Source organism: Proteiniborus sp. MB09-C3 (assembly GCF_030263895.1).
In the GTDB taxonomy this organism is placed as follows: Bacteria; Bacillota; Clostridia; order Tissierellales; family Proteiniboraceae; genus Proteiniborus.
In genome coordinates, this window is the sequence record NZ_CP127161.1 from 3,313,429 (window position 1) to 3,327,610 (window position 14,182).

Below are 14,182 nucleotides of genomic sequence, written 5' to 3' on the forward strand. Positions count from 1 at the left end.
GACAAGCAGCTACCAACTTATAATCCGCAAAAGACTACATTTACATTCTACTCTAGTTCTATTAAAGCTCTTATCTGCATTATACTTTTCACATATTTGCTCATTTACATTCTACTCTAGTTCTATTAAAGTACTTCTTCATTGAATCCTTGACTAACTGCTGCACTATTTACATTCTACTCTAGTTCTATTAAAGTTTATAGCATTAACTAGCCTATTTTTATTTCTAGTAAATTTACATTCTACTCTAGTTCTATTAAAGATGAGTATTTTTTCTGCACCTGGTTTAAGTAAACTATTTACATTCTACTCTAGTTCTATTAAAGGTAAATTAAGCAATCCTTACTGTTGTATTTTTTTATTATTTACATTCTACTCTAGTTCTATTAAAGATCTGCAATAGCTTGCAATATCGGATATACTTGCTGATTTACATTCTACTCTAGTTCTATTAAAGTATACATTCTTCACAATTAAATTCTAGTTTGCAAATTTACATTCTACTCTAGTTCTATTAAAGGCTGCTGCTTTTAGCGTTGTTGCACTTCCTGCGCAATTTACATTCTACTCTAGTTCTATTAAAGTAAGAAGCTTTTGCTGTTTCGTCTAAAATAACATTATTTACATTCTACTCTAGTTCTATTAAAGTGTTTATGGGATAATCTACAACGATTAACATTTGGAATTTACATTCTACTCTAGTTCTATTAAAGAAATGTTTATAGAAGCTCATAAAATGACTAGAAAAAATTTACATTCTACTCTAGTTCTATTAAAGTTAGTGACTGCTATGGACTGATTAAAGGATTTGCAATTTACATTCTACTCTAGTTCTATTAAAGGTTTATCATCTGCTTGGGAAGGCTTTCAAATAGTTATATTTACATTCTACTCTAGTTCTATTAAAGCATATACTCTCTCATGTATTCTTTTCTTTCTTCTAATATTTACATTCTACTCTAGTTCTATTAAAGTCATAGAGAAAGTTCCTGAAATAATAAACAAGTTTATTTACATTCTACTCTAGTTCTATTAAAGTGACGTAATTAAGTTAATATTATATTAATAATTTAAATTTACATTCTACTCTAGTTCTATTAAAGTCATCTATTACCAAATACTTGAGACTATCATCAAAATTTACATTCTACTCTAGTTCTATTAAAGACATTATAATCCTCCTCTCTTAAAGTATTTATATAAAATTTACATTCTACTCTAGTTCTATTAAAGTTGCGAGCCTATGAATTACGTTGAGCTATTCGATAATATTTACATTCTACTCTAGTTCTATTAAAGTTTATTGAGTGTGGGGAAGAGCATAATAACAACTTTATTTACATTCTACTCTAGTTCTATTAAAGGTTCATTATAACTGTTTCCTACATAAGCAATAGACAATTTACATTCTACTCTAGTTCTATTAAAGCTAAGTTCAACAATAGCGGGAAGATGATTTTTAACATTTACATTCTACTCTAGTTCTATTAAAGATCCTATAGCTGTCAGAATAAAATCTCTATACTTGATTTACATTCTACTCTAGTTCTATTAAAGCCATTAATAAAGCACCCATTTTTACCCTGTTTCCTTATTTACATTCTACTCTAGTTCTATTAAAGATTATACTCTATCATATAAGCTAAATTATCATCCTCATTTACATTCTACTCTAGTTCTATTAAAGCAGGTATAGAGGATGAGAACAGTAAAATAAAAAATATTTACATTCTACTCTAGTTCTATTAAAGCAGGTATAGAGGATGAGAACAGTAAAATAAAAAATATTTACATTCTACTCTAGTTCTATTAAAGGAGGATTTCCACCATCACCCTTTGTCTTATCTTCTATTTACATTCTACTCTAGTTCTATTAAAGATTATTGTCCTGAATGTAAGGAGGAATAAAGATGATATTTACATTCTACTCTAGTTCTATTAAAGCGGAAGCAACGAAGCTGCCTGAAGAAACAAAAGGGATTTACATTCTACTCTAGTTCTATTAAAGTTTATTTAAGATACTTGTTTCAGTTGCAGTAATAGGATTTACATTCTACTCTAGTTCTATTAAAGTATAAGATATGAGTTTAGAAGATTATCTACTATGAGATTTACATTCTACTCTAGTTCTATTAAAGAAGAAAACCTTAAGAGAGATATTAAAAAGCATGCTTCATTTACATTCTACTCTAGTTCTATTAAAGCAAAACATCTAGCAGTTTCATTTACTATGTTTTATTATTTACATTCTACTCTAGTTCTATTAAAGAGAAGCTAATGAAATGGATAGCCAGTGGTTATATAGGATTTACATTCTACTCTAGTTCTATTAAAGGTCAATTTTCCTGAGCAACTAGAGACTATACTCAATAGATTTACATTCTACTCTAGTTCTATTAAAGCTTTTGAATTTAAAGAATATGGCCTTCATATGTTTTGATTTACATTCTACTCTAGTTCTATTAAAGACCACCATATTTAGCAGGCATTGTTATTTCATATACATTTACATTCTACTCTAGTTCTATTAAAGAATGCAAGTTCTAACTTTGAAACTTTCATCAATTTCTATTTACATTCTACTCTAGTTCTATTAAAGACGTAGAAAGACATACTATATTTGGTTCAGAAGGATATTTACATTCTACTCTAGTTCTATTAAAGTAGTCCTTGCATTTATCTTGCTATTAACACTCCAATTATTTACATTCTACTCTAGTTCTATTAAAGGAAATCGATTGTCTTTTTTAATTCTTTTACTTCACCATTTACATTCTACTCTAGTTCTATTAAAGGATTTAAGACATACCTATGCAACTAGGCTAGTTCTAAATTTACATTCTACTCTAGTTCTATTAAAGACCTTTCAATTTACCTTGTTTGTCAATCATATCTAGATTTACATTCTACTCTAGTTCTATTAAAGGGGAGCAATATTTTATACAATGTAACTTGTTTAGAATTTACATTCTACTCTAGTTCTATTAAAGTAAGTAACACCCCCTTTCAAGAAGATTTTACCACACTATTTACATTCTACTCTAGTTCTATTAAAGGAAAGAAACGGAAAGTGAACACGAAGGAAACACGAATTTACATTCTACTCTAGTTCTATTAAAGTATTATAATTAAATTAAGATAAAGAGTTAAGAAAACATTTACATTCTACTCTAGTTCTATTAAAGTTAGCTTTGTTTCTGCCTAATACATGGTTTGTATCAATTTACATTCTACTCTAGTTCTATTAAAGCATATCACTTTGCTTACCTCCTTAGCTATAGAGTAGCATTTACATTCTACTCTAGTTCTATTAAAGATCTTTTATAGCTACTTTATAGCCTGTCCCTATCCAATTTACATTCTACTCTAGTTCTATTAAAGTGTCTTTAAATGCTTTAAAATTGATTTACTAATTTTTATTTACATTCTACTCTAGTTCTATTAAAGTAAGGAGGACTTAGGCATGGCATATGAAAAAACAGTAATTTACATTCTACTCTAGTTCTATTAAAGGGGGTAGCAATGTTACTAGATATAGTTTCAAAATATAATTTACATTCTACTCTAGTTCTATTAAAGTATTATCCCTTTTACTTCTAGCAAAATTTCTTCTTCATTTACATTCTACTCTAGTTCTATTAAAGAAGTTGAAAGAAAAATATTAGAGATGTACTATATGAGATTTACATTCTACTCTAGTTCTATTAAAGTTGTAGAGTGCAATACCTGCTGCTATTAACCCTGCTAATTTACATTCTACTCTAGTTCTATTAAAGAGCTCATGAAAATATAGATTATAGAGAACTTATTGAAATTTACATTCTACTCTAGTTCTATTAAAGTTCTTCTACTTAAGAAAGAAGATATTAATATATACCATTTACATTCTACTCTAGTTCTATTAAAGTATGATAACAGATGCTCTTATGTTAGAAATGGAGTTATTTACATTCTACTCTAGTTCTATTAAAGGTTGAAGCAGGCCCCTGCTCTTCCAGCTTTATTTCATTTACATTCTACTCTAGTTCTATTAAAGAAAGCAAGATTAAAAATTTCAGTTGAAGGATACCAGCATTTACATTCTACTCTAGTTCTATTAAAGCCGAAAATCAACAATATTAAAGGTATGATTTTTATATTTACATTCTACTCTAGTTCTATTAAAGGAGTTTCTATATTTGCAGCTACTATACTTGCAATAAATTTACATTCTACTCTAGTTCTATTAAAGGAAGATGTACTTGATGAATTAAAGGATTAGTTGAGAAATTTACATTCTACTCTAGTTCTATTAAAGTAAGTAATAAGCAAAACTTTTATATTCATAAATAAATTTACATTCTACTCTAGTTCTATTAAAGGGATATCCCTATTCCTTGTAGAATATAAATTCTAGAATTTACATTCTACTCTAGTTCTATTAAAGTGCCTATTTTAGCTGCAACTGTGCCTATTCCGACTATATTTACATTCTACTCTAGTTCTATTAAAGCAGTAATAGCTTTAGGTTTTCTAGCTGGTTTATTTGTATTTACATTCTACTCTAGTTCTATTAAAGATTTTCCTAATGATATTTATAAAAAAATTGATTATATATTTACATTCTACTCTAGTTCTATTAAAGTTAATATCCATTTAAACTCATCGAGCAATGAATATTTATTTACATTCTACTCTAGTTCTATTAAAGTGTACATTACAGAATCAAACAAAGTAAAGGAAATAAATTTACATTCTACTCTAGTTCTATTAAAGAGAAATCGAAAGACTTTTCCCAACTTCATACTCATATATTTACATTCTACTCTAGTTCTATTAAAGTAGTGAAAATCTTTTCCCTAGTGATACATTGTATCCATTTACATTCTACTCTAGTTCTATTAAAGCAGTTCATGCAGTTAGCAAAATATAAATATCTTTCAAATTTACATTCTACTCTAGTTCTATTAAAGGCATTATACCACCTCACTTATTTCTACCTCAATCCTATTTACATTCTACTCTAGTTCTATTAAAGCTATAATGTCATTCAATTCATCAATACTATTTAAATCATTTACATTCTACTCTAGTTCTATTAAAGTATAATGTCATTCAATTCATCAATACTATTTAAATCATTTACATTCTACTCTAGTTCTATTAAAGGAGGACCTCTGACCTGTTCTGAAACCTTTCATCTTTATTTACATTCTACTCTAGTTCTATTAAAGAGCTTTTATTATTGTATTTAAGTCTGGTAATTCTCCATTTACATTCTACTCTAGTTCTATTAAAGCAGTTGCTCCACTCATAGCTTTTACTTGTGACATACATTTACATTCTACTCTAGTTCTATTAAAGCTTTTAATACATCACAACAAAATCTGCTCATTCTTGAATTTACATTCTACTCTAGTTCTATTAAAGAAAGCACTCTTAATCAAAGAGTGCTTATGGTTCTGTATTTACATTCTACTCTAGTTCTATTAAAGAATGTTAATCCAGTTGTATTTAAAGCGTTATACACTATTTACATTCTACTCTAGTTCTATTAAAGAGGTATTAACTCAGCTATTAGCCCATCTTTTATTTTAATTTACATTCTACTCTAGTTCTATTAAAGCCTGTTATTTCATTCAATTTGTTAAAAGCTAGTCCCATTTACATTCTACTCTAGTTCTATTAAAGGCGTTTCTTTAAAGCCTTTGATTCTACAAGGCTGTGTACACAATAATTGTCTATGTACATGATTTGTCCTAATTCATGCAACAAATTTTTATAATATTTCAATCAAATTTTTGTTTATATGTCATGTTTAAAAGGTTTGTCTATCTCCGTATGTTTTTGTACTACTATAGGTCGACAGAATGTTTATCAAAAAAAATTAGATGTTTTATCATCTTTAAGACCTAAAAATTCTTTAGTCAACCATCTTTCATCTCGGCTTTTAAATATAATAAGAGAATCTTTATTATCTCTAATATATTGCTCCAATTCTTTTTTTAGTTTCATTAAGTTTAACTCCGATAAATTTCCCTCAAATACTGACATTTGTATATGTGTCAAATATTTTTTACATATTTTAAAGGTATTTCTCTGTACTCTTGCTCCTCCTTCATCCATCGTTATATCATACATTAACACTATATACATTAAATCACCACCAAATTTTAAATCCAGTATACTCTTTCTCACCTATAATATCTTTTATTAGTTTATAGCATTCTAACCTAATAAGATATCTATAAGAAACATCTCTTCCTAAATCTTTATGAGCTATAGTTTGTTCAAGTCGCTTATCATACTCCATTAATATTTTCCTTTTCCCAGATTCTTTTAAATATATAAAATTAGATTCTCTATCAAAATCATCTTCCGTTATCTGATTTTTATTAAGTAACGAAAATATCATTCTTTCTCCAATTAATGGCTTAAATATTTCTGCAATATCTAAACAAAGTGAAAATCTTTTTGTGCCAGGTTCATGAAGGAAACTTATTGTTGGATTTAATTGAGTTTTATATATTTCAGATAACACTGTTGTATATATAAGACTATTTACAAATGAAATCAAAGAATTAATCATATTATCAGGTGGTCTCTTAACTCTTTTTTCAAAGTTGATATCTTGCTTTACAATACTATTCCAAGTAGAATAATATATTTTTCTTATGTTCCCTTCTAAGCCCATAAGTTCATTTATAGACTTTCCATAATCAAGTTTTTTAATTAAACTATCAATATTTTTCATTTGCTCTTCTAAGTTAATACCTCTCCCATTATAATATCTGAGGTTTCTATAGATATTATAGGACGAAGCTTTTAATATCTCTTTAGCAATTCTCAATCTCTTTTCTTCATCATCATAATTTCTTACTTGTTGCACTAACAAATATCCACTTATATTAGTTTCTCTAGGATAATAACTACCGCTATAGAATCCATAATAGTTAAACACATGAAGTATAATACCCTTCTGAGATATAAAATTCAGTAACTTTGTATTAAGGTTAACCTCACCAAACAGATATATTTCATCTGCAACTTCTGCTTTGAGATTCTTTTTATCGCCTTCTAAGCTCGTAATAACTATACTATTATCTTTTCGTTTTAAATCTCCATCTTTAAAAATATAAAATGTTTCTCCCAATATCACACCCCCTATATATAGCACAATTCATAATAAGAACATTTCTTGCAAAATGCTTTATTAATAACTCCAGGAGGCAAGTCCTTATTGATTATGTGCTGAATTTGTTCTAATACCTCCATCAACTCTTCTTCCTCAGAAGTAGTTAGAAATATCTCTTCTCTTTTTCTTAAAAGGGGATAATCTAGTATCCCCTTTTCTATTTTAACTTCTTTATTTCTTAGAACCCAAATATAATATTTAAGTTGCCATTTAGCAGCCTCATCCAACTTTCTAGACTTTTTTACTTCATGTATGATTTTCCAATCCTTTAAAAAGTCAACATTAATAGTTTCATCAATTAATATATTCTTTTTCTCTCTATTATAAGAACTTTCATCAATCAATTTTCCCATTCCTACTAATTCACTAGTATGCTCCATATTTACATCATTATTGAAATACCATAGCTTTCTTTTGCATACAAAATAGTAATATACCATTACCCCTGTTATTTTTTTCATCTCATCACCTTTTCACTTACCAAGATCTTTCTTCATAGCTTGTACTATCTGCCTTCACATTATCTTTGGGTTTATATATTATCCCAGTCTTATCATTATAATCGCAGTCAAATATTTCTATAAATTCATAGTTACTAATATCTTTCTTTTCTAAAAGATGTTTTTCTGCTCGAAATAAAGGTATAGATAACGTAAAGTCATCTAAGTTAATTCTTGCTTCTAATTTTTCTTCTTTTATCATTTTTCGTTCTTCTAAAGTGGCCTCTTTATCGCATTCTTGTTTTAATGTTTTAATATATCCATCTATCTTATCATCACATTTGTCATATATAGGTTTAGGTATAATTGTTTTAGACTCTATGTTTCTAAAGATTTTCTTTATCTCTGAAGCTGATTTCTCATATGATTCTATCAACTTAACATACTCTACAGCATCTATTAATTTTTTATGATAATCCGTTTCCTTTAGTTTTTCCATAGTATAGATACTGTCTATTAATTTAATTTTTTCATCTTCTGTTATCGGTCCTTTTATCCTTCTTAAAGCTTCCTTAGAAAGCTTGAATATATATTCATCTATAACATTTCCAACTCCAGAACATTTAGAGTCTCCTCCATTAAATACATAACAATTATATCCTTCTTTATCCCAATCTCTATCCCTATAACATCTACCCAATCTTTGGAATAGTCCATTTAGATCTGAAAGCTCTGTAACTAAAATATCAAAATCTATATCTAAAGAGGCTTCTACTACTTGAGTTGTTATCCATATTCCTTCACATGTTTTTCCCTTATCTCCAAATTCTAATATTTCTTCTTCTTTTCTTTTTCTATCTTTTTTTATAAAACCACTATGAAATAAATTTATATTTTTCGCAATCTCTTCATCTTTTGATAGCTCTCCATATATTCGTTGTGCTTCCTTCACAGTATTACATATAACCAGAACCTTATTATTCTTATACACTTTTTTAATAAATTCGGAATTCAATTTCTCATTGACTACCTTTATGCTATGCCTTATTCTTTTATTTGTAAAAGGTTCTGGCTTTAGAAATTTTATATTTTCTTTTTCTAGCAATTCCACAAATATTTGAGGTAAGGTCGCTGTCAATATGGCAAATTTTCCACCTATTTTATCTATATAAGATAGACCTACAACTAAATATGCTAATAAATCTGGTGAATACATCTGCACTTCATCTATTACTACTTTAGAATATGCTAATGTAGCAAGCTTTGGCTCGAATCCTCTATATCTATATACAAAGTCAAATATTTGATCTATTGTACATACAGTTAAAGGTAAGGATAATTGCCTTGTCTTATTATAATACTCATCAAAATCTATTTCTCCTTTTCTGGTTAAATACTCTCTTTTAATATCTGAATGCAGAAGACCAACTTTATTTTCATAATCATCAACTACTATTCTCTCTGTTATTCTTTTATACATTGCATTTATAGCTGTTTTAAGTGGAAGTGTAAAAAAGCCTTTATTATTTCCTATCCATAAAAGTCCCGCTTCTGTTTTTCCCATACCAGTTTGAGCTACTATTATAAGATTACTATCTCTATGTTCTATCATATATTTCTGCAGTTTATTCCATTCAGCATCAGGCTTTTTTATTCTAAATGTTTCCAATAGATTTTCTTCTAAGTTTTGTAATAAAAAGTTGTTTTCTTTTTCAACGTCAATACCTCCACTAGATGCATAGTCTATTCTGTTAAGTAGACCTTTTATCATTATATACCTGAAGAAAATATCCTCTTCCTCGTCATCATGTTCCTCATTTTCTTCATAAATTCTATTCATGGAAAAATATTTAGAGCTTAATTTTTTTACAACTATATTATCTAATCTTCCGTAATTAAACTTACTAACCTCTTTCTTCATTAATTCTATTTCTCTTTTTAACATTTCCTTATCAAAGTTGAAATCTCTTTCATGATGATATGCTATTGCTTGTGCAAGTAGTTTTATTCTCTCTTTTGAATAACCTTGTTCCTCTAGGTCTTTAGCATTTATAAATGCTAGACTTAATATCCCATGAGGAATTTCATCTGCATGCCTTTTAATACGTTCTATCTTATCCTGAAATTTCCTATTCATTTTACCTAAATCATGATATAAACATGATAAGTATAATATATCCCAATCCACATTGAGATTGGGATATATTTTTTTAAACACTTTGTAATTCTCTATTAATTTTTCTGTGTGATCTACAATAGTTTCTCTTGGATTCGATTTAGCCCAATAATTGTTCATAATTAATACACCTCTACATTATGCCTTTAGTACAATATTATTATCTACATCTTTCAATACAACTGCATCTTCAACTGCTGTAATATGAGAAGAATATAGTACATCTACTTTGTTATTCCATGTTCTAAACATTTTAGGTGAGTTAGCTGTTCCATGATTTATTCTCTTATAATCTTTTGTAATTTTATATCTTGTTCCTCTATTCTTTATTCCATTGTCACCACCATCTACTACAATTGATTCATCTTTTATCATGTTTAGTGGAATATAGGCAATATAATCTTCTCTTAATTCAATATCTTCTTCTAACTCCTCTTCGAAAATATCAACTACTTTAACTTCTTCAATAATTACAAGATCCTCTCTTCTACCTAAAGAAGGATACTCTCTAGGATAAAGAAAAGCTTTCTCTATTTCTTCCACTAAACTTTGATCATGTGGAATAATATGAATTAATAGCTCTACATCAACTAATAATTCTACTGTGGAAATACCTCTGCTTATACCAAATTCTCCTACCTGTAATTGATGCCTTGCTGAATCAAATTTCATACCATTTTTAAACTCGTATCTGGTATATAAATCATTTACTTTAGAATGATATTTACCTTGTATACTAATTTCCATATCCTTATACTCTTTATAATCACAAAGGCTATGAACCATACCTATTATCGTTGAATATGGTGGAAGTGGGTAGGTTTCTTTAAGCTGAAAACTAGTTGGTTTCTTATAATTAGCCATGTTTTGATATAACTTTAATCTAACCGCCTTTTTATTTTCCTTCATAATAATCTTTCACCTTGCTTTTTAATCCATTAAAGAATTCAGGCATAGTCAATGAATTTAGTTTTTCTTTTATTTCATTGTCATTGATAAATTTGCCTTCAATCAATCCACAGTTTGTATCTTCTTTTACAGAATCAAACATAACTCCTTCAATTTGTTTAACCACTAGTCTGTTATCTTTTACATCTAGCACATTTTCAAATATAGGGTTCTTTATATCATAAACTCCACCTATAGCAAATAGAGGCTTTAAATCTTCTCTTCTGCCCCTTATATCTCTATATAAGAAAGCAATTGTATCTAATAATCTATTAACTCTTCTTATTTTCTCTTCATTCTCAAGTTCAATAGAATACACTTCATCTATCCCTATTTGATCTAAATCCATAACAACAGTATATCTATAATAGGATCTATGAATTTCAGATTGGGCTATATTCATATTTTCATCTATTCTATCTGCCAAACCTTTATTTGTTAGAAAATCTAAATCTCCTTTAAATGTCTCTAAAGATATAGCATTAGATAATCTTACTTTTGCAGTCCTCTTTTTTCCGCCTGTACCTTTTTCAGTCTTTAGATATCCAAAAAAGTCTATCTCTGGATAATCTCTTATGGTAGCTTCTTCTGCAAATTGGACAACCTTTTTATCTCCACTGCCTTCTGCCTTTACTGGTGCAATATCCTCCCCTAGTTGTTCTGATATATTATATCTAATTGCTTGTCTCGAAATATAGGTGTACTGTTCCCCTTTATCTCTGGTTAGTTTTTTTAAAGAGGCTACATTTCCTACTCCTTCACCGTAGTTTGCACTTTCAGCTTCAAATATCATTGAAATTGCTAATCCCTTTGGTTTTAATTTACTCATTATCTTTTCCCCCATTCTCATTATCAGTATTATTTTCTTTCCTTCCTTCTATAAGCCCTGCTACAAACGCATATCCAATGGTTTTAAACTTATCCTCATCCTTTAAAGTATCTAAAAATATTTCAGGTACTGATGACTTTACATACATATAGCAATTCAACAATGTATCCATAAAACTATCAACATTATTTGTCTTTAAAGAATTTAATAGTCTGTATGATATACCACTAAGCTTATCTACAGAGCCTTTACTACGATATTTTTCCCTTAATTTTTCTCCTGCGTCATTCCCTTCCTTAACTATGTCCTTATATACTCCTTTCATGCAACCTACCCCCTTTAAAAATCTTATATTAATTCTTAAAATTCTAGTTATATGAAATGTATGATAATAAGAATCCCTTGGCTGTGATAATTTATAATGTAGCATTTTTTGAATCAATGTAAACATATTCTGGCTATTCAATAGTCTATCTATAACTAGTTCATATACATTAAAATAGGTATTGATTTCTTTAAATCCACAATTAATCAATTTATTTAAATCATCTTCAGAATCTTTTATAACCTTTAGAGAATTTTTAGAAAGAATATTAAATCTATATTTCCCATCCTCATATCTAACTAGTTGGATATCTGCTAACTCATATTTTATTTTATCGTTATATTCCTCATTAATTGATTCCACCAATGCCTTATATGTTAGCTTTTTATCTTCATCTTTTTGCCTGTAAATTCCCATGTGTATTTTATTATTTATAGCTATAGCATTTCTCATACTCGAGTTATCGTTTATATATATTCCTTTATCGTAAAGATAAGAAATTCCAGCTGGCACACATGAATATACTAGTTTACAAATAGGACAAACAGCTATATCGTTCTGAAAATCCCATACATGAGAAGATTTTCTGCTTACATCAAATCCTGTTGAATTTAGAAAGCTAAGATCATTTGAAAAGTCTTTCATCTTTCTATTGCAAGAAAAACAACTATATTTAAATTTAGATTTATCTGTATTCAAATACTCTATTGTAGGGTCAATGAAATAGCACTTATAGTCTATATACATATCCTTCTCTTTTGTCTGAGGATTTAAAAAGCAAACTCCGTTCCAGCCATTTTTAATTACACTATACATAGCATTCTTTGCACCTATATACTTGCGAGATTCTTCTAGCTTCATATATTTAATTACTTGTTTCATCAAATCAAATATATCCTTTATTTCTGGTAATATATCTCTTATCTCCTGTTTCTTTTTTAAATTTATAGTTTTTAAGTTCTTTTCTAACCCTAAAATATCAACAGGTGATTCTATTAACTCGTAGGCTGACTTGTAGCTGTTGCTTTTTATTTGTTTCTTTGCTACATCAGATATATACTTGTTTGTAAACTCTAGACTCTTTTCATTGAAATTTTCAAAATTATTTTCTTCATGGTGCAATATAAATTTTTCAAATGAAATTATTTTATTCAATGACAGTGTATCCTTATATTTGTCTATAAAATAATTAAAGTATTTTTTTTCGAATCCTACTAGAGCATCAGATTCAAACTCTATATAATTTTGTTTTATTACTACATCATTTTCTGCATGCTTTAATACATTGTAAAATCCTACTAACCCACTATTATATAGCCAATCTTCCATATATAAGCGTGTCTTTTCTCCCATCATATCACCTCCTATACTAGATCTAGCATTCCAAACCCACTATTTCTTTTTGATCCTATACCTGATTTGTAAATATAATCTAAAATATATGGCTTAGCTTGTACCTTTATCATACATATATTTGACAGGATTTCTATTCCATAGTGTTTTACTTTGACCTCTTTATTGATTAACACCTGAAAATCTACTTCTTCAATATCTAATCTTCTCTCTTCACCAAAGCTATCTAATAACTGGTATTTAATATTTTCTATAAATATTTCTTTTCCTTTTTCTTCATTTAAAGAATGGTACCATGTTTTCTCATTATCACCTTTATGTTCTCTAACAACTACCGGAGACATAGAAGAATAGACAGCGTAATCATTAGTTATTATTTTTTCTTTATTCATATTTATCCTATTTATAGTTATAGAATTATCTTTCACTTTATAAGGTTTTCCTTTATTGGCTAATGCTGCATTATAGAAGAGAATTCCGTCCCTCATATCGGCTGTTGCAAAATTCAAAATTATTTTCTTGTTTGGAATTATTATTTCTTCTCTAGTAAATTCACAGTTTGGCATATATAAAGAAAAAGCGAAACTTTTGCTTTTGTTCTCTTCATTCTCGTATAATGATACATAATAGTCTTTATCATAGGATTCATAAATATGTTTTAGAAGAGAAATTATAATCCTATTTTTATCTTTTGGTATATTTTCATTAGATAATATTAATTCAACATTATATCTCATGCTTTCACCTCCCTTATAAGTGTTTTGGTGTTGTCTAGTAAAGCTGTAATCTTTTACAACTTAAAATTACAGCTTTATTAGAGTTGTTAAATTAAATTTAAGATATATTCTATTTTTCAATAATAATTTTAACAGAAACAGGTATCTTGCTTATTATTAAGAATATAACCAATAAGTAATTAATCACTTTTTTACTTCCA

Annotated in this window: 8 protein-coding genes and 1 CRISPR repeat array (1 of these 9 cut by a window edge); all 8 genes read right to left on the reverse strand. The window is 28.1% G+C overall.

Annotated elements, in window-relative coordinates; translation table 11 throughout:
- Positions 1–5,670: direct repeats of the CRISPR family, unit length 29 nt; unit sequence ATTTACATTCTACTCTAGTTCTATTAAAG (it extends 1,522 nt beyond the left edge of the window).
- A gap of 186 nt (positions 5,671–5,856) precedes the next feature.
- The 8 genes from cas2 to cas6 are packed head-to-tail and all read right to left on the reverse strand — an operon-like array spanning position 5,857 to position 13,982.
- Positions 5,857–6,135: a CRISPR-associated endonuclease Cas2 gene (gene cas2, locus QO263_RS16415; RefSeq protein WP_285623719.1), complete on the reverse strand. Its 279-nt coding sequence runs from the start codon at positions 6,133–6,135 to the stop codon at positions 5,857–5,859.
- A gap of 4 nt (positions 6,136–6,139) precedes the next feature.
- Positions 6,140–7,132, reverse strand: coding sequence for a type I-B CRISPR-associated endonuclease Cas1b (cas1b, locus tag QO263_RS16420; RefSeq protein WP_285623721.1), 993 nt, complete (start codon positions 7,130–7,132; stop codon positions 6,140–6,142).
- An 11-nt stretch (positions 7,133–7,143) separates the two neighbouring features.
- On the reverse strand, positions 7,144–7,635 hold the full coding sequence (gene cas4, locus QO263_RS16425; protein WP_285623723.1) for a CRISPR-associated protein Cas4: 492 nt from the start codon (positions 7,633–7,635) through the stop codon (positions 7,144–7,146).
- A gap of 16 nt (positions 7,636–7,651) precedes the next feature.
- On the reverse strand, positions 7,652–9,910 hold the full coding sequence (cas3, locus tag QO263_RS16430) for a CRISPR-associated helicase Cas3' (protein ID WP_285623726.1): 2,259 nt from the start codon (positions 9,908–9,910) through the stop codon (positions 7,652–7,654).
- An 18-nt stretch (positions 9,911–9,928) separates the two neighbouring features.
- Positions 9,929–10,699 carry a type I-B CRISPR-associated protein Cas5b gene (gene cas5b, locus QO263_RS16435; protein WP_285623728.1) on the reverse strand — a complete coding sequence of 257 codons (771 nt, stop codon included), beginning with the start codon at positions 10,697–10,699 and terminating at the stop codon, positions 9,929–9,931.
- On the reverse strand, positions 10,686–11,567 hold the full coding sequence (gene cas7i, locus QO263_RS16440) for a type I-B CRISPR-associated protein Cas7/Cst2/DevR (RefSeq protein WP_285623730.1): 882 nt from the start codon (positions 11,565–11,567) through the stop codon (positions 10,686–10,688). The genes cas5b and cas7i overlap by 14 nt, the downstream gene beginning before the upstream one ends.
- Entirely contained in the window at positions 11,560–13,245 is a 1,686-nt protein-coding gene (gene cas8a1 / locus QO263_RS16445) for a type I-B CRISPR-associated protein Cas8b1/Cst1 (RefSeq protein WP_285623733.1), read from the reverse strand. The genes cas7i and cas8a1 overlap by 8 nt, the downstream gene beginning before the upstream one ends.
- 11 nt (positions 13,246–13,256) lie before the next feature.
- The gene (gene cas6, locus QO263_RS16450; protein ID WP_285623735.1) at positions 13,257–13,982 is read right to left on the reverse strand and encodes a CRISPR-associated endoribonuclease Cas6; all 726 of its coding nucleotides are present in this window, start codon (positions 13,980–13,982) and stop codon (positions 13,257–13,259) included.
- Between the last annotated feature and the right edge of the window lie 200 nt (positions 13,983–14,182).

Excerpts from the sequence above, each read along its gene's own strand:
- cas2 (WP_285623719.1), bottom strand. The coding sequence starts at position 6,135 with ATGTATATAGTGTTAATGTATGATATAACGATGGATGAAGGAGGAGCA.
- cas4 (WP_285623723.1), bottom strand. The coding sequence starts at position 7,635 with ATGAAAAAAATAACAGGGGTAATGGTATATTACTATTTTGTATGCAAA.
- cas3 (WP_285623726.1), bottom strand. The coding sequence starts at position 9,910 with ATGAACAATTATTGGGCTAAATCGAATCCAAGAGAAACTATTGTAGAT.
- cas5b (WP_285623728.1), bottom strand. The coding sequence starts at position 10,699 with ATGAAGGAAAATAAAAAGGCGGTTAGATTAAAGTTATATCAAAACATG.
- cas7i (WP_285623730.1), bottom strand. The coding sequence starts at position 11,567 with ATGAGTAAATTAAAACCAAAGGGATTAGCAATTTCAATGATATTTGAA.
- cas8a1 (WP_285623733.1), bottom strand. The coding sequence starts at position 13,245 with ATGGGAGAAAAGACACGCTTATATATGGAAGATTGGCTATATAATAGT.
- cas6 (WP_285623735.1), bottom strand. The coding sequence starts at position 13,982 with ATGAGATATAATGTTGAATTAATATTATCTAATGAAAATATACCAAAA.